The organism is Streptomyces sp. JNUCC 64 (genome assembly GCF_054484115.1).
Map to the genome: position 1 here is coordinate 1767511 of NZ_CM137015.1, position 20609 is coordinate 1788119.

16 protein-coding genes are annotated in these 20609 nt (G+C 71.3%); 10 read left to right on the forward strand and 6 right to left on the reverse strand.

Annotated features, from left to right (window positions below; translation table 11 throughout):
• Positions 1-15: 15 nt before the first annotated feature.
• From ACVWNX_RS06935 to ACVWNX_RS06945, 3 genes are all read right to left on the reverse strand, one after another.
• Positions 16-1137, reverse strand: a complete 1122-nt coding sequence (locus ACVWNX_RS06935) for a coiled-coil domain-containing protein (RefSeq protein ID WP_454412999.1) — start codon at positions 1135-1137, stop codon at positions 16-18.
• Complete coding sequence (locus ACVWNX_RS06940; protein WP_454413000.1) at positions 1134-1502, reverse strand: hypothetical protein; 369 nt, start codon at positions 1500-1502, stop codon at positions 1134-1136. Before ACVWNX_RS06940 ends, ACVWNX_RS06935 begins: the two co-directional genes overlap by 4 nt.
• 277 nt (positions 1503-1779) lie before the next feature.
• Positions 1780-4011, reverse strand: a complete 2232-nt coding sequence (locus tag ACVWNX_RS06945; protein WP_454413001.1) for an MMPL family transporter — start codon at positions 4009-4011, stop codon at positions 1780-1782.
• Positions 4012-4294: 283 nt separating this feature from the next.
• On the opposite strand from ACVWNX_RS06945, the gene ACVWNX_RS06950 reads away from it, so the two are divergent.
• From ACVWNX_RS06950 to ACVWNX_RS06965, 4 genes are all read left to right on the forward strand, one after another.
• On the forward strand, positions 4295-5095 hold the full coding sequence (locus ACVWNX_RS06950; protein WP_454413002.1) for a TetR/AcrR family transcriptional regulator: 801 nt from the start codon (positions 4295-4297) through the stop codon (positions 5093-5095).
• 155 nt (positions 5096-5250) lie between these two features.
• Entirely contained in the window at positions 5251-6171 is a 921-nt protein-coding gene (locus tag ACVWNX_RS06955) for a serine hydrolase domain-containing protein (protein ID WP_454413003.1), read from the forward strand.
• 5 nt (positions 6172-6176) lie between these two features.
• The gene (locus ACVWNX_RS06960) at positions 6177-6485 is read left to right on the forward strand and encodes a hypothetical protein (RefSeq protein ID WP_454413004.1); all 309 of its coding nucleotides are present in this window, start codon (positions 6177-6179) and stop codon (positions 6483-6485) included.
• 138 nt (positions 6486-6623) lie between these two features.
• A complete protein-coding gene (locus ACVWNX_RS06965) occupies positions 6624-7718 on the forward strand; it encodes a DNA alkylation repair protein (RefSeq protein WP_454413005.1) in 1095 nt (364 codons plus the stop codon).
• A gap of 60 nt (positions 7719-7778) precedes the next feature.
• Here ACVWNX_RS06965 and ACVWNX_RS06970 read toward each other — a convergent pair whose 3' ends face one another.
• The gene (locus ACVWNX_RS06970) at positions 7779-9380 is read right to left on the reverse strand and encodes a cellulose binding domain-containing protein (RefSeq protein ID WP_454413006.1); all 1602 of its coding nucleotides are present in this window, start codon (positions 9378-9380) and stop codon (positions 7779-7781) included.
• 544 nt (positions 9381-9924) lie between these two features.
• Here ACVWNX_RS06970 and ACVWNX_RS06975 point away from each other — a divergent pair.
• Both ACVWNX_RS06975 and ACVWNX_RS06980 read left to right on the forward strand, forming a co-directional pair.
• Positions 9925-11796: a DNA/RNA helicase domain-containing protein gene (locus tag ACVWNX_RS06975; RefSeq protein WP_454413007.1), complete on the forward strand. Its 1872-nt coding sequence runs from the start codon at positions 9925-9927 to the stop codon at positions 11794-11796.
• A gap of 255 nt (positions 11797-12051) precedes the next feature.
• Positions 12052-12180 carry a DUF6408 family protein gene (locus ACVWNX_RS06980; RefSeq protein WP_454413008.1) on the forward strand — a complete coding sequence of 43 codons (129 nt, stop codon included), beginning with the start codon at positions 12052-12054 and terminating at the stop codon, positions 12178-12180.
• A gap of 57 nt (positions 12181-12237) precedes the next feature.
• Here ACVWNX_RS06980 and ACVWNX_RS06985 read toward each other — a convergent pair whose 3' ends face one another.
• Positions 12238-14376, reverse strand: coding sequence for a DUF2075 domain-containing protein (locus tag ACVWNX_RS06985; RefSeq protein WP_454414662.1), 2139 nt, complete (start codon positions 14374-14376; stop codon positions 12238-12240).
• Between the two features lie 438 nt (positions 14377-14814).
• Here ACVWNX_RS06985 and ACVWNX_RS06990 point away from each other — a divergent pair, with 438 nt between their 5' ends.
• From ACVWNX_RS06990 to ACVWNX_RS07000, 3 genes are read left to right on the forward strand one after another with little or no spacing between them, the layout of a single operon-like run.
• Positions 14815-15894 (forward strand): FecCD family ABC transporter permease, encoded by a 1080-nt coding sequence (locus ACVWNX_RS06990; RefSeq protein WP_454413009.1) that lies wholly within the window; start codon positions 14815-14817, stop codon positions 15892-15894.
• On the forward strand, positions 15891-17051 hold the full coding sequence (locus ACVWNX_RS06995; RefSeq protein WP_454413010.1) for a FecCD family ABC transporter permease: 1161 nt from the start codon (positions 15891-15893) through the stop codon (positions 17049-17051). The genes ACVWNX_RS06990 and ACVWNX_RS06995 overlap by 4 nt, the downstream gene beginning before the upstream one ends.
• The gene (locus ACVWNX_RS07000; RefSeq protein WP_454413011.1) at positions 17048-17926 is read left to right on the forward strand and encodes an ABC transporter ATP-binding protein; all 879 of its coding nucleotides are present in this window, start codon (positions 17048-17050) and stop codon (positions 17924-17926) included. The genes ACVWNX_RS06995 and ACVWNX_RS07000 overlap by 4 nt, the downstream gene beginning before the upstream one ends.
• A gap of 482 nt (positions 17927-18408) precedes the next feature.
• On the opposite strand, the gene ACVWNX_RS07005 is transcribed toward ACVWNX_RS07000, so the two are convergent.
• Entirely contained in the window at positions 18409-19074 is a 666-nt protein-coding gene (locus ACVWNX_RS07005; RefSeq protein ID WP_454413012.1) for a GNAT family N-acetyltransferase, read from the reverse strand.
• 644 nt (positions 19075-19718) lie between these two features.
• Between ACVWNX_RS07005 and ACVWNX_RS07010 the strand changes: the two genes are divergently transcribed.
• Positions 19719-20591: an aspartyl/asparaginyl beta-hydroxylase domain-containing protein gene (locus tag ACVWNX_RS07010; protein WP_454413013.1), complete on the forward strand. Its 873-nt coding sequence runs from the start codon at positions 19719-19721 to the stop codon at positions 20589-20591.
• Positions 20592-20609 lie beyond the last annotated feature (18 nt).

Below are 20609 nucleotides of genomic sequence, written 5' to 3' on the forward strand. Positions count from 1 at the left end.
CCGTCCGCCGCGCGCCTATCCCAGACCCACGGCGGACGTCAGGGCCCAACCCCATTGCCCGGCAGGACCCGGCCAGTCGGGCGGGGTGAAGAACCCGGCCACGAAGAAGACGACCGACCCGAGGAGGCAGCACCCGAACGCCAGTCTGGCGGAGGTCTGCTCCGAGTCCCGCTTCAGCCCCCCGACCGCCAGCAACGCGGCGGAGAGACCCAGCGCCACCGCCACCCCGCCCACGAGGACGGCGCCGGAGACGAACGGCAGCACCCCCCAGAGGCTCGCGTCCGACGCGAACGCGGCACGGGCGGTGGTGACGACGAGCATCGGGACCCACGGCGGAAGCACGCAGACCACCCACACCGCACCGATCCGCGAGCGCCTGGGCGGACCGGGCACCGGGTTCCGCTCCATACTCCCGGTGGACGGACGGCTAACCGGAGGAGCGAAGTCGTCACGGTCCGGAGCGTCCGCCAGAACGGGAGCCGCCCGCGCGTCGGTACCGGCTGGCCGCGTCCACTCCCCCTCGATGACACGCGAGGCGCCCCGCTCTCCGCCCCGTCCGTTGATCTCCTCGCCGAGCTGGCGCAAGTCCTCGCGCACGGAGCCGAGTTCCCTCTCGGCCCGGTCCAGAAGGTCCGAGAGTTGGTCCGCTTCCCTGGCGTCCCGGTCCAGGCCGACGGCGTCACGCGGTTCTGCCTCCCCGCCCCGGTCGGCGGCCCTCCGGTGGCGGGCCAGTTCCCGCTGCGCCTGGGCCAGCAGCGCCTCCGCTCTGGCCCGTTCCTCCTCAGCCTGACGCATCGTCCGCTGGGCCTGTATGACGTGCAGTTCGGCACCGCGCAGCCGTTCGGCGAACTCGGCGTGGGCTTCGGCACGTCCTTCGGCCTTGGCTCTGCGGGCCTGTTCCTCCAGTTCCTGACAGCGCGCCTCCAACTCCCCGAGGGCGCGGGTCAGCGCCTGGACGACCACGTCGGCCCGTTGGCGCACGTTGTGCGCGGCCCGGCCCCTGGCCTCTGCGGTGACGTGGATGTGGGTCACATACTGATTGGCGCCGGACTGATAGACCTGCGCGCGCTCGGATGCCCGGCCGTACGCGGGAAGGAACCCGCCCGTGCCGTCCCTCCAGCCGTCCGGGGCGCTCATCGTTCGCTGATGTGCTGGTCCCTGACCGCCTGGTAGATCCGAGCATGGTCACCGGCCCGCGCCACCAGACGCACCCCTCCGTCGATCCGCTGCCCCTCCGCCCCTTGTCCCCGCCATTCCTCGACCAGGTCCCGGAGGCTGTCGGCGGCTTCGGGATGTTCACCCAGCAGCGCCACGAACCGGCCGATCCACTCACCCTCCAGCCGCCCGGTGGGGTCGGTGCCCCCGGCGGCTTCAAGCGCAGCCGCCCGGGACGCCTCCAGTTCCCGCCGCACGTCATCGGCGGCCTGCGGACGGAAACGGCGCCAGACGGTCACCACTCCGTCCCGGGTCTGCTGCCATCCCTCACCGACGAGCAACGTCACCAAGGACGTACCAACGGTCCCGGCCAAGGTGAACACATAGGGATCCAAGGAAAGCCCCCCGAAAGTCCGGTCCCCCGGAAGGCATACGATCTCCCGGGCCCACAACACCCACACCGTAACCCAATTCCCTTGATGGGCAACGCCGTTGTCGCTGCCGTCCCGGTGCGAGCGACCCTTTCACCGCGTCCCGCGCCGAAGAGCGCGGTGCCATGGTGCGCCCGGCCGTGCGCGCCACGGCCGCCTCCGGCAGGCGGAGGCGGCCGACGCCCCTGGGCGGTCAGGCCCCCGTGGACGTCTTCACCAGCGGCGCCCCGCCCACCGGCCCGGTCCCTGCGGCGGGCCCCCCTTCGCTGAGCCCGTACCGCGCGTGGAACCGGCGCAGGACGCGCGGCGCGTACCAGGCGGAGCGGCCGAGCAGGCGCATCGCGGCGGGCACCAGGACGCCCCGGACCGCGACGGCGTCGATGAGGATCGCCAGTCCGCTGCCCAGCCCGAACAGCTGGAGGAAGCTGAGTTCGGCCGTTCCGAAGGCGAAGAAGGACACCGCGAGCAGGAAGGCGGCCGCGGTGACGATGCGGCCGGTGTGTCCGAGGCCGTCGACCACGGCGGACTCGTTGTCCGCGCCGAGGTCGTGGAGTTCCTTGATCCGGCTGGTGACGAACACCTCGTAGTCCATCGAGAGGCCGAAGGCGACGCAGAACATCAGCACCGTCATGGAGACGTCCATCGGCTGGGCGGTGAACCCCAGCAGGGAGGAGAGGTTCCCGTCCTGGAAGATCCAGGTCATGACGCCGAGGGTGGCGCCCAGGCTGACCAGGTTGAGCAGCAGCGCCCGCAGCGGCTGCACCACGCTGCCGGTGAAGAGGAAGAGCAGCACGAAGGTGGTGAGGGCGACCAGGGCCACCGCGAGGGGGAGCCGGTCGCCGATGGAGTCCTTGGCGTCGACCAGTACCGCGTCGGTCCCGCCGACCAGGGCCCGGGTGCCGTCGGGCGCGTCGACCGCCCTGACCTGTTCGACCAGGCGCTGCGCGGCCTCCGACTTCGGCGTCAGGGCGCTCACCACGTTGACGCGGTGCGCGTCGGGGCGGGTCAGGGCCTCGTTGCCGGGGCCGGTCGCGGTGGAGCCTCCGTCGGTGTACGTCCCGGCTCCGGTCTCGACGCGGGCGACGCCTTCGAGTCCGGAGAGCGTCGCGGCGTAGGACTCCAGGGGCGCCTCGGCCACGGGAGCGTCGATGACGACGTGGAGGGCCGCTTCGTCGGTGCCGTCGAAGTCCTCCGCCAGGACCGTCGCCACCTGGCGGCTCTGGGCGTCCTCGGGGAGCACGCGTTCGTCCGGGGTGCCGAAGGTGATGCCCAGCAGGGGGCTCGCCGCGAGGAGGAGCACCGCGAGCACGGGCAGCGCGGTGAGCGCGGGCCGCCGCATCACGGTGCGGGCCAGCCGCCCCCAGACGCGGCCCTTGGCGTCGGAGCGTCCCGGGCGCGCCCAGGGGAGCCGTCCCTTGTTGACCCGGTGGCCCAGGACGGCGAGGAGCGCGGGCATCACGACCAGGGTGCTGACGGCCGCGATGAGGACGACGCCGATCCCGGCGTAGCCGAAGGAGCGGAGGAAGTACTGGGGGAACACCAGCAGCGCTCCGAGCGCGGCGGCGACGGTCGCGGCGGAGTAGGCGACGGTGCGGCCCGCGGTGGCCATGGTCCGGCGGACGGCGTCCTCGACGGCGTCCCCGGCCGTGAGGTGTTCACGGAACCGGCTGACCGTCAGCAGGGCGTAGTCGATGCCCAGTCCGAGGCCCAGCGCGGTGGTCAGGTTGACGGCGAAGACGGAGACGTCGGTGACCCCGCCGAGCAGGAAGAGCTGGGCGAAGGTGCCGATGACGGCGATGACCCCGATCACCAGCGGAAGCAGCGCCGCGACCACGCCGCCGAAGACGAACAGCAGGAGCAGCAGGGTCAGGGGCACGGCGATGGCCTCGGCGAGGATGAGGTCCTCGCCCACCTGGCTCCCCATCTCGTCGCCCGCCGCGGCGGCGCCGCCCGCCCGGACCGTCAGGGTGTCCGCGTAGGTTCCGGTGTAGGCGTCGATGACGGCCTTGGCGTTCTCGCCCTCCTCGGTCTCGTCGCCCTTCACATGGGCGAGCACCAGGGCCGCGTCGCCGTCCTCGGAGCGGAGGGCGGGGTTGTCCGTGTCCCAGTACGAGATCACGTTCTCCAGCCCCGGTTCCTTCCTGAGGTCGGCGGCCAAGGCCCGGCCCTCGCGTTCGGCGGCCGGGGCGTCGAGGCGGCCGTCGGCGGGGGTGACCAGCAGGACGAGGTTGGTCTCGCCGCCGAACTCCTCGTCGATGACCTGGGCCGCCCGGCTGGACGGCGAGGCCGGGTCGTCGTAGCCGCCCTCCAGCAGCCTGCCGAACGCACCGGCGCCCGCCACCCCCATGAGGATCACGGCCAGTGCGGCGACGGCCAGGACCCATCGGGCCCGGCGGATCACCAACTCGGTCATGCGTTCGAACATGCGGGATCTCCTCAGTGCGTACCGATGGTGGGGCCGGCGAACGGGCCGGAACGGACGGCGTCGGCCCGGGGCGTGCGCGGGGGACGCCGGGCGCACGCCCCACGCGTGCGCCCGGCGCCCGGCGGGTCACCCGACCGCGTCGGAGGCGGACTTCGGGGTCACGCGCTCTCCGTCGCCGTTGACGAAGTTAGCGGGGAACCAAAACCTTTGGCAGTGTTAGATTTTTCTAACGCCCTTCGGGGAACCCCTCACCCGACGACGGTTTCCGGCGTAGGGTCACCGCATGTCCACAGAAGAACCGGGGAAGCCCCCGCTCTCCCTGCGCGAACGGCGCCGGGCGGCCGCGACCCGGGAGATCGTGGACGCCGCCGAGCGCCACATCGACGCGTCCGGTCCGGCGGCCCTGTCCCTGCGCTCGGTGGCCCGCGACCTCGGGATGACCGTGCAAGCGCTCTACCACTACTTCCCCAGCCGGGCGGACCTCCTCACGGCGCTCATCGTCAAGGCGTACGACGAGGTGGCGGACGCCGTGCGGGACGCCGTCGACGCCCCGGCGGAGGACCCGTCCCCGCCGCGCCTGGTGCGCGCGGCCGAGGGGTACCGCCGCTGGGCGCTGACCCACCCCGAGCGGTTCCAACTCCTCTACGGGACACCGCTGCCCCACTACCAGGCGCCCGCCGACGGGCCGACCACCCGGGCGATGCTCCGGATGGCCCGGATCTTCCAGCACGAGCTGTTCGACGGGTTCACCACCGCCCAGCTCGCCGCGGCCGACGCGCCCGCGCTGACGCCCGCGCTCCGGGCGCACCTGGAACAGCTCCCGTCGGACGGCCCCGGCGCCCTGCCGCCCCCCGCGGCGGCCCTCCTCCTGGACGGCTGGGGACATCTGCACGGCCTCGTCGTCCTGGAGGTCTTCGGGCACACCAAGTTCCTCGGCGACCACCAGGCCGAGGTCTTCCGCCTGGGGATGCTCAACCTGCTCCAGGACGTCCACCGCCGGATACCCGGCACGGACGGCGCCCCGGCGGCGGACGGCGACCGCCCCGCGCCTGCTACCGCCCCTTCGCCCGGCCCCGCACACTGACCCGCACGTGCCCGTGCGGGCACCGGTCGACCAGACCGGGGCCGGGGCAGGGGCCGGGGCAGGCTCAACCCCGCGCTCCCGTACGGGGTCCTTCCCGGTGTTGTCGCGGGATGCCGGGCCGTTCGGGGCGCGGCGGACGGTAGGGAGCCGCAGAGATGTCAGCACGACGGAGCAGGGCGCGGACGGGTGCGGTGGGTCTGGTGGCGGCGGCACTCACCGCTTCCGCCTTCGCCGCACCGGCGCGGGCCCACCCGGGCGGCGCCGGGCACGACCACCGGGCCACCCAACGGGCCCTGGAGGGCATCGTCCGGGGCGGCATCCCCGGTGTCACCGGACAGGCCCTGACCGGGGACCGCGTCTGGCGGGGCGTCGCGGGCGTCGGCGACCTCAGGACCGGCGCACCGCGCAAGGCCGACGACCGGTTCCGCGTCGCCAGCATCACCAAGACGTTCGTCGCCACCGTCATGCTCCAACTGGAGTCCGAGGGCCGACTGGACCTCGACGACAGCGTCGAGACCTGGCTCCCGGGCACGGTGCGCGGCCACGGACACGACGGACGGAAGATCACCGTCCGGCAGTTGCTCAACCACACCAGCGGGGTCTTCGACTTCATCAACGACCCGGCCTACGCGCGGAAGTACCTCGACCCCGGCTTCCGGGTGAACCGCTTCAAGACCAGGACGCCGCGGGAGGCGGTCGACGCGGCGATGGCCAACCCCCCGACGTTCGCGCCCGGGACGGACTACGCGTACTCGAACACCAACTACGTGCTGGCCGCGCTGATCATGGAGAAGGCCACCGGCCGCACCTACGAACGCGAGGTCCGCGACCGCGTCATCAAGCCGCTCAAGCTGCGCGCCACCGTCATGCCCGGGAACAGCTCGCTGATGCCCCGCCCCAACAGCCGGGCGTACTCCAAGCTGACCGAGGACCCGACCGCGACCAGGATCTACGACGTCACCTCGCAGAACGCCTCCCAGACCTGGGCCGAGGGCGACATCATCTCCAGCGCCGGGGACCTCACCCGCTTCTACAGCGCCCTGATGAAGGGCCGGCTCCTCTCCCCCGGCAGCTGAAGGCCATGAAGACCACGCCCCCCGGATCCGACTACGGCCTGGGTCTCGAACGGCACGAGTGGAGCTGCGGCAAGACCACCTGGGGGCACGGGGGCGGCTGGATCGGCTCGCTCTCGTTCGCGGCGACGACCGGGGGCGGCCGCCACGCCTTCGCCATGAACCTCAACGGGGACTGGAGCACCGAGGGGATGCTCGACGTCCTGGAGGCCGAGTTCTGCGGCGTCGAGCCCGGGACGGCACGGGGAACATCACGGGGAACGGCGCCGGAACCGGCGAGGGGAACGGCGAGGGGAACGGCTCCCGTCCCGCGCTGAACGGGTCCCCGCGCGAAACGGGACCGTCGCTCCCCGGACGTCGATGTCAGTGGGGGGTGACATGGTGTCCGTACCGGCACCGTCGGTGCGGACACCACGTCCGTGTACGCGTACCCCGTACCGCGAGGAGGCCAGGCCGTGTCCCTGGCAGAGCGCCTGCTGAACACCGGCACCACCACCGCCCTGGCCGGGTGCCTCGTCCGGGCGGGTCGGCACGAGGGCGTCACCGCGCCCCGGACGCGGGCCTGCGGCGACGCGCTGGACGGTTTGAGCTTCACCGGCCGGGTCACCACGATCCGGGACGCCGTACTGGCCGACCTGCCCCCCGACTACCCGGCCTTCGCCCGGATCCTGCGCACCGCCCTGGGCGACGGGGACTTCACCGGCTGGATGACCTACCCGGTGGCCGAGGCGATCGCCGTGCGCGGCCTGGACGCCTTCGAACCCGCCCTCGCCCTCCTCGCCGACCTGACCCCACGGCTCACCGCGGAGACCGGGGTGCGCCCGTTCCTCCTGGCCGATCCGGAACGGGCGCTCACCGCCATGACGCCCTGGACCGGACACCCCGATCCGCACGTCCGGCGGCTGGCGAGCGAGGGCACCCGGCCCCGGCTGCCCTGGGCGCCCCGGCTCCCCGCGTTCGTCCAGGACCCGACCCCGACGATCCCCCTGCTGGACGCCCTGTACCGGGACGGGTCCGAGTACGTCCGCAGATCCGTGGCGAACCACCTCAACGACATCAGCCGTGACCATCCCGCGCTGGCCGTCGAGGTGGCGGCCCGCTGGCTGGACGCGCCCGTGCCCACCACCGACCGGGTGGTGCGCCACGGTCTGCGCACCCTGGTCAAGGCGGGCGACCCCCGGGCGCTCACCCTCCTGGGCCACTCCCCCGACCTCCCCGTCACCGTCGACGGCCCGCACGTCAGAACGCCCGGAATCCGGGTCGGTGACCACCTGGTGTTCGACTGCGCGGTGACCAACGCTTCCGACCGGACGGCCGACGTGGTCATCGACTACGTCATCCACCACCGCAAGGCCAACGGCGCCCTCACCCCGAAGGTGTTCAAGCTGAGCACCCGCTCGCTCGCCCCCGGCGAGACCTGGCGGACCACCCGTCGGCACTCCTTCAGACCGATCACCACCCGCCGCTACCACCCGGGCGGCCACCTCGTCCAGATCCAGGTCAACGGCCGCCCCCACCACCAGGCCGCCTTCCTGCTGCGCGCCGGATGACGGACGCCGCCCTCCGTCCGGGACCCGTGGCCCGGGTACCGGACGGAGGGCGGCGTCGGATCAGCCCCGGTAGCCGTCGAAGATCCGGGAGAACTCGTACGGGGTCTGCGGGATGTTGGTGCACCGCGAGAGGTGCCCGCCGGTGCAGGCGTTGCGGTCGCGGGTGACGTCCCAGAAGGAGAGCACGCCCAGCTTCCGGCTCCGCGCGAACTCGACCAACTGCCGTGCGTCCACCTGGTCGTAGATCCGGTGGTCGTCGTTCTCGCCGAGCATCGGCGTGACGCCGATCAGGCGCCACAGGGCGCTGTCGGAGAGCGTGGGGAAGAGCGTCCGGAGCTGGCCGAAGACGCCCTGCGCGGCCTGGAGCGCGGCGTCCCCGTAGTCCACGTCCGTGAAGTAGTCCATGGTCATGATGTTGACGACGTCGAGCGTGACGCCCGCGTCCCGGGCCGAACGCACCACCGACAGCCCGGTCGCGGTCAGACCGTTCGGGGTGACGGGCAGGGTCAGCGAGACGCGCAGCGCGGGGTGGGCGCGCTGGAGCCGGGCGAGCGCGGCCGAGCGGCGCTCGATCGAGACGGGGTCGGTGGTCGCGGAGCCCTCGATGTCGAAGTCGGCGTGGGTGAGGCCGTACTGCCTGACCACGGCGTCGTACTCGGTGAAGAGGGCGTCCACCGAATCGCAGGTCTGGGCGAGTTCGCGACCTCCCGCGCCACCGAAGGACACCTTCACCTCACCGCCCAGGGCCCTCAGCGCGGCGATGTTGTCGGATGCCCAGCCCGAGCGCGGATCGAACTGGTTGAACCACATCGCCCGGCAGGTGGTGGCGGTGATGAAGCCCAGACTGAAGTTCTTCAGCCCGCTGCCCGCCGCGAGTTCGGCGAGGCTCGGCGTCGGCCAGGCCCCCATGTCGACGTAGGGGGCGGTGGGCATCGCCCTGGGGGCCGGGCGGACGTCCCCGGTCAGGACGCGGGCGGGCGGACTGTACGCGGAGACGTTCCCGGCCTGGTCCCGGGCACGGACCCGGAACAGATACGCCGTGCCCGGGCTGAGTCCGGTCGCCCGGTACGTGTTGGTCTCCTTGACGGTGACCGGGGCCGCGCCGTCGACGGAGACCTCGTAGTCGAGGACGGAGCTGCGGTCGTCGCTGGAACGGGTCCAGCCGACGGTCAGGGTGGTGTCGCCGACCTCGGAGAAGGTGATGCCCGTCGGCACCGTCGGCGGGGTGACGTCCGGGTCGAAGCCGCAGGCGGAACCGTTGACGGTGCAGGAGCCGGGCGAACCGTCGCCGCTCGCCACCCAGCCGAAGCCGGTCGACCCGCCGGGCGCGAGGGTGGCGTTGTAGTCGTGGCCGCGGAAGGTGTGGACGGCGCCCTCACGGCTGAAGCGGGCGTCCCAGACGGTGCTGACGACGGTGTCCGCGGGCAGCCGCAGCGTCAGGGTCCAGCCGGTGACCGGCGCGGTGCCGATGTTCCTGATGGTGAACGCGCCCTGGTGGCCGCCGCTCCAGACGGAGGTCTTGCGGAAGTCCGCCACGAGCAGCGGCGCCCCGGCGGACGCCGCCTCGGACGCCGACCCCCGCGCGGCGGCGGTCGGAACGGGTAACAGGGCGAGCACGACCAGGGCGACCGAGGTGATCAGGGCTGTCAGTGGTCTTCGCATGGCTGTCTCCCGGTGGGGGAAGGAGTGGGGATGCCGTTCGGGGCGGAGCACGGACACGCTTTGGCCCATACCAATGGCGCCCGCCCTGCCTACCCCCGGACCGGGGTCCCGTCAAGACGCCCTGTTGCGCGGGGGCCCTGTCGTCCCGCTCCGCGCGGTATCCGGCTCCGCCGGGTGGCACACGATCAGCCCGAGGTCCAGCGTCGGGCGCGCCACCGGGTCGGCCCCGAGGCCACCGGGCGGATTCCGCTGAGCGACCTCCCCATAGCCTGTGCCCCCAGGGAGACCGGCGAGGAGCAGGAGACCGGGCTACGCCACAAGACGGCGTCCCCATTTCGCCGGAACAAGGGAAACGTGCATGCCGGAGGACCTCACCGATTCCCCCGCACAAGGCTACTGACCAGCTCAGGGGCATGATCCGCGTCCTGTTCTAGGATGGCGAGAACCATCTCAGCGGCCCGACGGGCTTCCGCTCCACTTCCGTGGAAACCGAAGGACATGCCCCCACCCGCACGAGTTACTTCGTGCTGCCTGGGGGACTTCCTTGCTGTTCCGTGAGTCTGCGGCCTCATTGGCCAACCGCACGCGCCTTGAAGGGCGGCTGGCCGAGCTCCTGACCGAGAACTTCCTGCACAAACACCGTCATCGACCCCAGCCGTCGGAAGTGCGCTCCTGGGAACGGAGCGTCCCCGCACTCACCCATGTGCTCATCGAAGCCGGGCTCGGCGAAGTCGAGGTGATGCTGGAGTACTCGCTGCCGCTGACCAGCAAGCGCGCGGACGTGGTACTCGCCGGTGTCCATCCCGGCACCGGCGAACCCTCGTACGTGGTGGTCGAGCTGAAGCAGTGGAGCGAAGCCCACCCCGGAGAGGACGATCCGCTGCTGTGCCACACCCCCGCCTACCCGGATCCGGTCCTCAACCCGATCGAGCAGGTGCGGGGCTACTGCGAGTACCTCGTCTCGTTCAACGGAGCGTTGGAGCGGATTCCCGACTCGGTCGCGGGGGTCGCCTACCTGCACAACGCGACCGACCTCAAGGTGGCGAGGCTCCGTACCGTCACCGAGGACGATCGGGGCCGGATGTTCACCGGCGACCAGCGGGGAGCCTTCCTCGGCTACCTCCGCTCCAGGCTGGCGGCCAAGCCGGGTGCCGAAGCGGCCGATGCGCTGTTGCAGGGCAAGGTACGGCCGTCCAGGCAGTTGATGAGCGTCGCCGCCGAGGAGGTGCGCGACCGCGAGCAGTTCGTACTGCTGGACGAACAGCGACTCGCCTACGAAACGGTCATGTCGGCAGTACGACAGGCCCGGCGGTCCAACCGCAAGCAGGTCGTCATCGTGACCGGGGGGCCCGGCTCCGGCAAGAGCGTGATCGCCCTCTCCCTGTTGGGGGACCTCTACCGGCGCGGTGTGCCGGCCCTGCACGCCACGGGTTCGCAGTCCTTCACCAAGACGATGCGCAAGATCGCCGGTGCGCGCAAGGCTGAGGTCCAACGGCTCTTCCGCTACTTCAACAGCTTCATGGAGGCGGAGCCCAACGATCTCGACGTGTTGGTCTGCGATGAGGCGCACCGGCTCCGCAAGACCTCCGCCAACCGCTATACGAAGGCGACTCTGCGTACCGGTCGGCCACAGGTGGCAGAGCTGATGGACGCCGCTCGGGTTCCGGTGTTCCTCCTGGACCAGCACCAGGTGGTGCGTCCTGGTGAGATGGGCACCGAGGAACAGATCAGGGAAGCCGCAGCCACACAGGATCTCGACTGCACGGTGGTGAGGCTCGACAGCCAGTTCCGCTGCGGCGGCAGTGACGCCTATCTGCGATGGGTGGTCGACCTGTTGGGGCTCGAAGGAAACGCGCCCACCACGTGGGAGCCGGACGACAAGGTACGGCTCCTGACCGCCGACGACCCGCAGGAGTTGGAGGACTTCCTCGCTGCCCGGCGGTCCGAAGGCTACAGCGCGCGCCTGTCCGCGGGTTACTGCTGGAAATGGACAACGAAGATCACCTCCAGCATGCACTCGCTCCCCGCCGACGTGGTCATCGGCGACTGGGCCAGGCCCTGGAACCTCTACGGTGACCGTGCCCTGCTCGGTGCCCCTCCAGCCCCCCTGTGGGCCACCGACCCCGCCGGATTCGGGCAGATCGGGTGCGTCTACACGGCCCAGGGCTTCGAGTACGACTGGTCCGGCGTGATCATGGGTCCGGACCTCGTGTGGCGTACCGATCGTTGGGTGGTGAACCGTGGCGCGTCCAAGGACCCGGCCTTCACCAAGGCCACGCCGGACGAGGACGTCGACCGTCTCGTCCGCAACACCTACAAGGTGTTGCTGACCCGGGGCATGATCGGGACCGTCGTCTACTCGACGGACCCCGAAACCCGTGAGAAGCTCCGCTCTCTGATCCCGGCAGTGGTCTGATCCCCGCCTGAGCTGAGGGCTACGTGCTGGCGCCGACCCGGCCCACCGGGAAATCCCCGAACCCCCGCGGGACCTACGGGATACGATGACCGGGCTGCGCACTTTCCCGGAAGGTACGAGGCTGCGGTTCTCCAGCTCGCTCCGTGAGCTGTGAGTGAGGAACGGTTGTGCCCGTCGTGTGGTGACACCCGACGTGAGCGTGGATGCCCGGTAGGGCGTCCCCCTGCCATTCCGATCTCATTGCTTGGAGTGGCCGTGAACTCAGTCGAGTGCAAACGTACGCGTCGTGAACGGATCCGCGAGATCCTGATCGAGATCGCCGCCGCAGTCGTCTCCAACCTCTTGGTGACGTCCCTGGTGGCGATCGCAGGTCTGCTCTTCTAGTGCAGGCCGGTGGCGGGCCCGGTGAGCCCGCCACCCCCATTCGAACGCCGACTCCTGTCAGAACAAGGGCACCTCGGAGAACTGTGGCCCTCCACCCTTCTGGCGCCTTTCCTTGCTCTTGCCCCTTCCCTTTCCCCGGCCCCTACCCCCCGGCCGGGGAAGATGCGGTTTGCGGGCTTCCACCGGCAAGTTCTCCCAACTGGGACGCAACCCTTGGATCTCGACCTCGCCGACGAGCCTCTTCAGATAGTCCCGGGTCTCCTGATCCGTCGAGTAGAGCACCGTGGCACGGCTGGCACGGGTCATCAACACGTGGTAGGCGTGGCGGACGAGGCGCGCGAACTCGTCGTCGTCGACGCTGCCGGCTTTCACCTTGGGATCGAACGAACCCGGCTCCGCGACCCGCTTGACGCCTGATTCCGCCGTCTTGAATCCCTTGCCCCGCCGAAAGACCCACCGGTCACCACGACGCACCATGTCGTCCCCCATGATCACGCCGCACCAATCCCATTCGAGCCCCTGCGCCGTGTAGACACAGCCGATCTGGCCCAAGCCGTTCTCGTGCACGGACCAGATCCTCGACGGCGGCGCCTGGTCCGCACAGAAGCTTTCGCTGTCCGCGTTCCACGGCCGATGCCAATCCCCGATGCGGACGTCCTTTTCCAGCCTCCGCTCTTTGCCCAGCGGCTTCGTCCACGGCCAGCAGTAGCCTGCGACCATGCGCGCGGACGCACCGGCGAGCGCTTCCGTGCGTATGACCTGCTCGAGTTCTTCCGGGGTGTCCGCCACTTCGATGTGCATCAGTCCATCGGGGCGCCACTTGATGGGGCCCTCACCCGCCACTCCGAGCAACGCCTTCACCCACCGGACGTAGGAGTCACTGCCCCCGCACCGGAACTGTTCCCTCAGCTTGTACCGAATGACGAGGGCATCGTGCCGCTCGGCTGCTTCCTTGATCAGATCCACGGTCCCGACCTCGTTCGGCCTCACGGACTGCCCCTCGTCCAGGAAGAACACCGTCAAGCGGGAAGCCGCGAGGAGTTCGTCGATCTGCGGCCCCGTGCCCTGCTGCTCCGGCTTCCAGAACCGGCTGGTCGACCGGTCCCGGAGCCGGTGCGCTTCGTCGCAGATCAGCACGTCCAAGGGAGGGTCAGGCGGGGTGACGAAGCTACTGAAATAGGTGAACGTCTCCCTGAACTCCCGATCCCCGTAACCGACGTGTTCCTGGAGGGCCCCGTTGAAGGCACGGCTGCCACTGGCGTATTTGACCGTACGGCCCTGGGCTTCCAGTTCCGCCTTGAGCTGCAAACCGATCGTGCTCTTCCCCGTGCCCGCCCCACCCGTGACGAGGAAGACGACGCGGCGCTCGTCGGGCACCAAGGCGGGACGGTGAAGGTCCGGCAGCACCCTCGAAGCCGTCTCCAGAACTTGGTCCGCGACCTTCTTCTGGCGCCCGCGCAGAGTGAAGACGGTGTCGGTTCCACGGGACCAGATCATGGCGTCGAGCAGCGGAGTGTTGCGCAGGCCCATGCTCTGCAGCATCCTCTCGGCCATGGAGGCCGCACCGTCCTCGGCGAAGTTCGTCCTGAGCTCGGACAACAACTGCTCACGCCGGTCGCTCGTGTACACGCGGGCGTAGGGTCCGGTAGGCGCGTCCACATCGATCAGGGTCCGGACGGATTCGTCAGTGGCGTTGTGCAGATAGGCAAAACCGCCGCATTCGAAGTCGGCACCTTGGAACGGGCCCCGTGAGCTCGTGAACGCCTCGTAGTAAACACCCAGTTGCAGCGCCGGATGCTTCTTCTTTTTCTTGATGCCCGGCACATGGACAAGTTCCGCGATCGCCCGCTCGGCCCGGCTCACCGTGGACCATCGTTTCAGCTCGACCAACTGCACGGAGGGCACCTGACGCTCTGGATGACGACCCACGAGAACGACATCGATGAGGCGCGGGTCGCCCGAACGCACCGCCTCGTCGAGAGTGGCCGCGCACTCGACGACCATCTCCACGTTGCCCCGCCCCGCCGCGACCAAGTCACCGGCAAGACTCACCAGGCTCTCCGCCCATGCGCCCCGCTCCGATTCCGTGGCGTCTGATCCCCGGAAGTGCTGCCACCGGGCGGCAAGATGGGGCACCATCCGGTCCCGGGAGTCGAGCGTGAGCAGATCCTGCGCGGACAGCCTGAGAAGCAGCATGGACACGAGAGGGTTCCCCCAGGGCACGAGTGACTCGTGCGGGTGGGGGCATGTCCTGTTCAGGAAGCCCGTCGGGCCGCGATTCGGTTGTGGCGATCTTAGATAGGGCCTTGCCCCGCTGGGAAACACGGTCACCGCTGTCGGCCTGAACCACGGCGATCGTGACCGGATCGGGGTGAACGACCGGGGCGAGGGCGGCCAGGAGGCGGTCCGCCTCCCTCAGCCGGGTGGCACGGGCTGGAGCGGATCCGTGAGGGCGCGGGGCGCGTACTCCGCTGGCGAACCGGATCTCCGGCTCGGCGCCCCAGGCCCGCGCCTCCGTCACGTCCTCCCCTTTTCGCCCGCGCGGACGCGGCGCCCCCTCCGGATCGCATCAGGCCACCCCTTCCAAGCCAAGGAACATAAGGGTAGGCTCACCTAAGTTGATCATAGTGTGGGGTGGAGGAGATCGTGATCGAAGCCCGCTCCGGGCTCCGGGTGCCCCCGGAGGTCCGGCCGGTGCGGCGGCGGCTGACGGGAGTCGGTGGCCGACGGCGCTGGGCCGGGCTCCTGGTGCTGCTGGGAGTGGTGGCGCTGGCCGTGCTGCTCTCCATCGCCCTGGGGTCCAAGCCGCTCACCCCGGGCCAGGTCTGGCACGGGCTGTGGAGTCCGAAGGGCCTGGAGTCGGACGTCATCGTCCGGGACCTGCGCATGCCGCGCACCTGGCTCGGGCTCGTGGCCGGTGCCTCGCTGGGGGTGGCCGGCGCGCTGATGCAGGGCCACACCCGGAACCCCATCGCCGATCCGGTGGTCCTGGGCATCAGCGCGGGGGCCGGGATGTGCGTGGTCGCCGCCGTCTTCCTCTTGGGCGTCACCGGCCTGCACGGCTACGTGTGGTTCGGGTTCCTCGGTGCCGCCGGGGCCAGCCTGCTGGTCCACGCGGTGGGGCGGCTCGCCCGGGGCGGCGCCACCCCCGTCACCCTGGCGCTGGCGGGTGCCGCCGCGCACGCCCTCTTCACGGCGCTCACCGCGGGCATGGTGCTGATCGACCGGCAGGCCCTGGAGGTCTACCGGTTCTGGACGGTGGGCACCGTCTCCGGCCGCCCGGTGGAACTCGTCGTACAGATGCTCCCCTTCGTCCTGGTGGGCCTGGTGCTGGCCGCCGCCAACGCGGGCGGGCTGAACGCCCTGTCCCTCGGGGAGGACGTGGCCCGGTCACTGGGCCTGCGGGTGGGGCTCACCCGGGCGGTCGGCATGGCGGCCATCACCGTGCTGACCGGCACTGCGGTAGCCGTCTGCGGACCGATCGGCTTCGCCGGACTGGTCTCCACGCACATCGCGCGGTACTTCACCGGACCCGACTACCGTTGGGTCCTCGTCTACTCGGGTCTCCTCGGCGCCTCCCTGGTGGTGCTCGCCGACACCCTCGGCCGACTGGTCGCCCGGCCCGGGGAGCTCCAGGTCGGCATCATGCTCGCGCTGATCGGCGCCCCCGTCTTCATCCACCTGGTGAACCGCCGGAAGCCGGTGCGGCCATGACCTTCCCCACGCCCCCCGGACCGCGTTCCCCGGCGCCCTCCGGGACCACCGCCGACGCCGGGCGGAACGGTTCTCCGCCCGGTCGCCGGACGGTCGTTCCCGGCCGCCGGACGCTGCGCGCCGGTCCGCTCTCCGCCGGCTGGCGCCCCCGGCAGGCCCTGGTGCCGCTGCTGACCGCCGCGGTGCTCGCCCTGGCCGTCGTCATGAGCACCGCCCGGGGCAGCGGTTCCCTCTCCGCCGGGGAGGTGGCCCTGCGGCTGCTGGGCGGCGGCACCCCGGACCACGACTTCGTCATCTTCGAACTGCGCCTGCCGCGCGCGCTGATCGGCGTCCTGGTGGGCGGCGCGCTCGGACTGGCGGGAGCGATCGTCCAGGGCATCGCGCGCAATCCACTGGCCAGCCCCGACATCCTCGGGATCACCAGCGGAGCCGGGGTCGGCGCCGTCACCGTCATCGTCCTGGGCGGTTCCTACGGCAGCGTCAGCGGCCTGTCGGCCGACCTCGGCGTTCCCGCCGCCGCCGTGGCCGGTGCGCTGGCCGCCGCCCTGGCCGTCCATCTGCTCGCCGTCCGGCGGGGCATCTCCGGCTACCGGGTGCTGCTGGTCGGCGTCGGCGTGAACGCGGTCCTCGGCAGCGTGCTCTCCTGGCTGCTGGTCAAGGCCGACATCGTGGAGGTCGGCCGGGCGCTGGTCTGGCTCAACGGCAGCCTCGACCAGGGCACCAGCTGGTCCGTCGTCCGGACCACGGCCCTGGCACTGGCCGTGCTGATGCCCGTCGCCCTGGTGCTCTCCTTCACCTTCGGGGCCCTCGCCTACGACGAGGACACCGCGCGGGGCCTCGGGGTGCGGATGACCGGAGCCCGGGTGGCCCTGCTCCTGATCGCCGTGCTCCTCACCGCCGCCGCCACCGCGGCGGCCGGTCCGGTCGCCTTCGTCGCGCTGGCCGCGCCCCAGCTGGCCGCGCGGCTGGTCCGCACCGGTACGCCGCCGCTGCTCGCCTCGGCCCTGCTGGGGGCGGCCGTCACGGTGTGGGCCGATGTGCTGGGCCGTACCGCCTTCGGCGACGTACAGCTGCCGGTCGGCGTCGTGACGGCCGCGCTCGGCGCGCCCTATCTGCTCTACCTGCTCGTCCGAAGCGGAAAGGCACGTACCTCATGACCGGGACCATCAAGCTGGGCGAGGCGGCGGAGGGGTCCGCCTCGCGGGGGGAGAGCGCGGCCGGAACTGATCCCGCTCCGGTGCGGCTGCGCGCGCGGGGGCTCACCCTGGGCTATGCGCAACGCCCGGTGATCGAGGGGCTCGACCTGGAGATCCCGGACGGTTCGTTCACCGCCGTCATCGGCCCCAACGGCTGCGGCAAGTCCACTCTGCTCCGGGCCTTCGGGCGGCTGATGAAGCCGCGCGCGGGCGAGGTGCTGCTGGACGGCACCCCGATACACCGGATGCCGACCCGTCAGGTCGCGCACCTGGTGGGCCTGTTGCCGCAGTCCCCCGTGGCGCCGGAAGGAATCAGCGTCGCCGACCTGGTCGCCAGGGGGCGGCATCCCCATCAGAGCTGGTACCGGCGCTGGACCGGCGAGGACGAGGAGGTCGTGGCCCGGGCGATGCGGGCCACCGGCACCTACGAGCTGGCGGAGCGGGACCTGGACGAACTCTCGGGCGGGCAGCGGCAACGGGCCTGGATCGCCATGGCGCTCGCCCAGGACACCGAGCTGCTGCTGCTGGACGAGCCCACCAACCACCTGGACCTGGCGCACCAGGTGGAGGTGCTGGACCTGGTACGGACACTGCACCGGGACGGCGGGCGCACCGTGGTGGTGGTGCTGCACGATCTGACGCTGGCGGCCCGCTACGCGGATCGTCTGGTGGCGATGAGGGAGGGGCGCGTCGTCGCGCAGGGGCCGCCACGGGACGTGCTCACCGAGGAGATGCTGGCGGAGGTCTTCGGGCTGCGCGCCCGGGTCCGGCACGACGAGGAGACCGGTTGCCCGCTGGTGATCCCGCTCAGCCGCCTTACGGAAGGGGACGGCTGACAGGGCGACGGACGGAAGGGGACGGCTGACAGGGCGACGGACGGAAGAGGGCGGCTGACGGGGCGACGGGCGGACCGGGGCCGAAGCGATGAACCGGCCGCGCCCCTCCCCGGACGCGGCGCCCCTCTCGGACGCCGTACTCCTCCCGAGCCGCGCCTCTCCCCGGACGCCGAGGCTCCCGAGCCGCACCCCTCCCTGCCGTCGGCGGCCCCGCCGAGTGCGGGTCCCGGGAGCACGGGCACGGGTGCGGGTGCGGGTGCGGGCCCCGGGAGCACGGGGGGGGCGGGTCCCCAGGGCACGGGCGGGAACGCCTCCGTACGGGGTCGCGCGTGCGGGAGGCGTGCCGGTCCGGCACGAGGGCCCGCCCCAACCCACGGCACGAGGGCCCGCCGCAGCCTGCGGCACGAGGGCCCGCCCAGCCCACAGGGCGAGGACCCACTCCCGCCCACGGGGCGAGGTGGGCCTCACCGTGGCGCGCCGGTTCAGCCGGCGGAGGTCTCGGCCGACGCCGTCCACGCGGGCCGTCCGATCCGGGGCAGCGGCCGTCCGTCGCGGACCCGCGCGTACAGCGCGATGTGGCGGTGGCGCACCCGCACCTCGCCCAGCAGCGAGGCGCCGTTGTTCTCGATCATCTTGCGGGAGGCGGAGTTGGCCGCGTCGGGTTCGAACACCACGGCGTCGCAGTCACGGTCGCGGTCCAGGAACTCCTCGGTGATCTCGCCGATGATCCGGGACCCCAGGCCCCGGCCGGTGTCGGCCGGGTCGGCGATGGCCAGGTGGACGCTGAGGTCGTGCGGCCGGGCCTGGTAGTGGTGGCCGACGATGTCCTGGGCCATCCGGTAGAACTCCATGTAGGCGATGGGGCGTCCGTTCTGTTCCACGATGACGGGCCGTGAGTAGTCGGCGCGCAGCTGGGCCCTGATGTGGGCGTCCCAGCGCTCCAGCGGCCAGTCGTACTCCCAGCCCTTGGCGGTGTGCGGCCGGTTCATCCACTCGCAGACCATCTCGATCTCGCCGTCGTCCACGCGGAGGTCGCGGTAGTGCAGTTCGCCGTGGTGGAAGCCGGTGGGCGGCGGCGGGACGGCGAGCCAGGAGGCGGGCAGCCCCTCGGTGGTGTAGCGGGGCAGCACGGGGGCGGTGGCGTTCACAGGAGTGGCTCCTTGGAAGGGGCGGGTGTCCGAGGTGCGGGGCTCCTGCGCGGGACGTCCACGACTGGCCGGTGCACCGGCCGCGTTCCGTCCGCCCTGCGGCACGTGGTGCGGGCCGGGGGCCCGGGACCACGTGGTCCGGCCGCCCAGGACGGGGCCGGACGTCCTGAGGCGGCTGCCGGGGATTTTTCAGCACGGGGGGAGGCGGGGGCAAGTGCGCCCCCGTGAGGCGAAGATCACGTACGGCCGCTCCCCCGGGGGTCGATGTCCTCGACGGCGGAGGCGAGTTGGGCCGCTGCCCGCGGTTTCCGGGGTGGTGACCGTGGTGGCGGCGTTCCCTTACGAGAGATGATCAACTTAGGTAAGGCTTGCCAAAGTAGCTCTCGGTCGATTAGCGTCCAGAATCAGCCAACTGAACCACTCGAAATATGAGTTGGCAGGGAGAGACGTGCCCCTGCGCCACGTCGTCCCCCGGCACGGCCCCACGGGTGCCCGTGCCGTTCCGCACGGAGGGTCGGCCGGACCCCAGTTCCGTGATGTCAGGCGCCGCCGTCCGAACGCGCGACCACAGCGCTGCCGGAGGGCGGACGTTCCCCGTCCGCCCCGCGCGGCCACCAATCCGTGTCAGAAAGGGTGTCCTCCACGTGCGATCGCACATCCTCGGACAGATCGAACTCGATGACCGCCGGCTCGCCCCTGACCTCGACTACCTCGCCTCCGTGCCCCGTGGGGAGGAGGGCTACGACGAGTTCAGCAACGGGTACTGGAAGAACCTCCCGCTGTGGAACGCCAGCGGTGACGCCGGGGACGACCTGTACCGGGACACCACCTCGCCCGCCCAGCTCACCGAGCACGGCAAGCGGGTCGGCTATCTGCGGGAACTGGTCGAGAACGTCTTCGACACCGACCGGATCACCATGGTCCGCACCCGCAACCTGGTGGACGCGGTGGTGATCCCCCACCGGGACTTCGTCGAGCTGGAGCGGGACGCCGACCAGTACTTCCGGGTGCTGATGTTCCTGGAGCCCAACTCCGCCGCGCTGCACTCCGAGGACGACACCGTGCTCAACATGCGGCCCGGGGAGATCTGGTTCCTGGACGCCGGTGCGGTGCACGCCGCCGCCAACTTCTCGGGGGACAGCAGGCAGATGCTCTGCGTCGACTTCGCCTTCGACGGCCCGTACGAGGAAGCCGACATCTTCCGCGACAAGTCCTACTACCGGCCCGGTGGCGAGCCCAGGATCATCGAGCGCCCGCAGCTCCCCGCCGAGCGGCGGGAGGCGATCCTGAAGCTCGGCGAGGTGGTGGACCGCTCCAACTTCAAGGAGTTCCTCTTCCTCCTCTCCAAGGTCCACTTCCGCTACGACGTGCCCGCCGAGGAGACCTACGGCTGGCTCCGCACGATCGCCGAGTCCTCCGGGGACGACCTGCTGGTACGCAACGCCGCCGAGCTGCGCGAGTACGCCATCGGCGCCCGCACGCTGAGCGAACGCTTCTCGTTGAACTCCTGGGCCTAGGCGCCGGGCGCCCTGGGG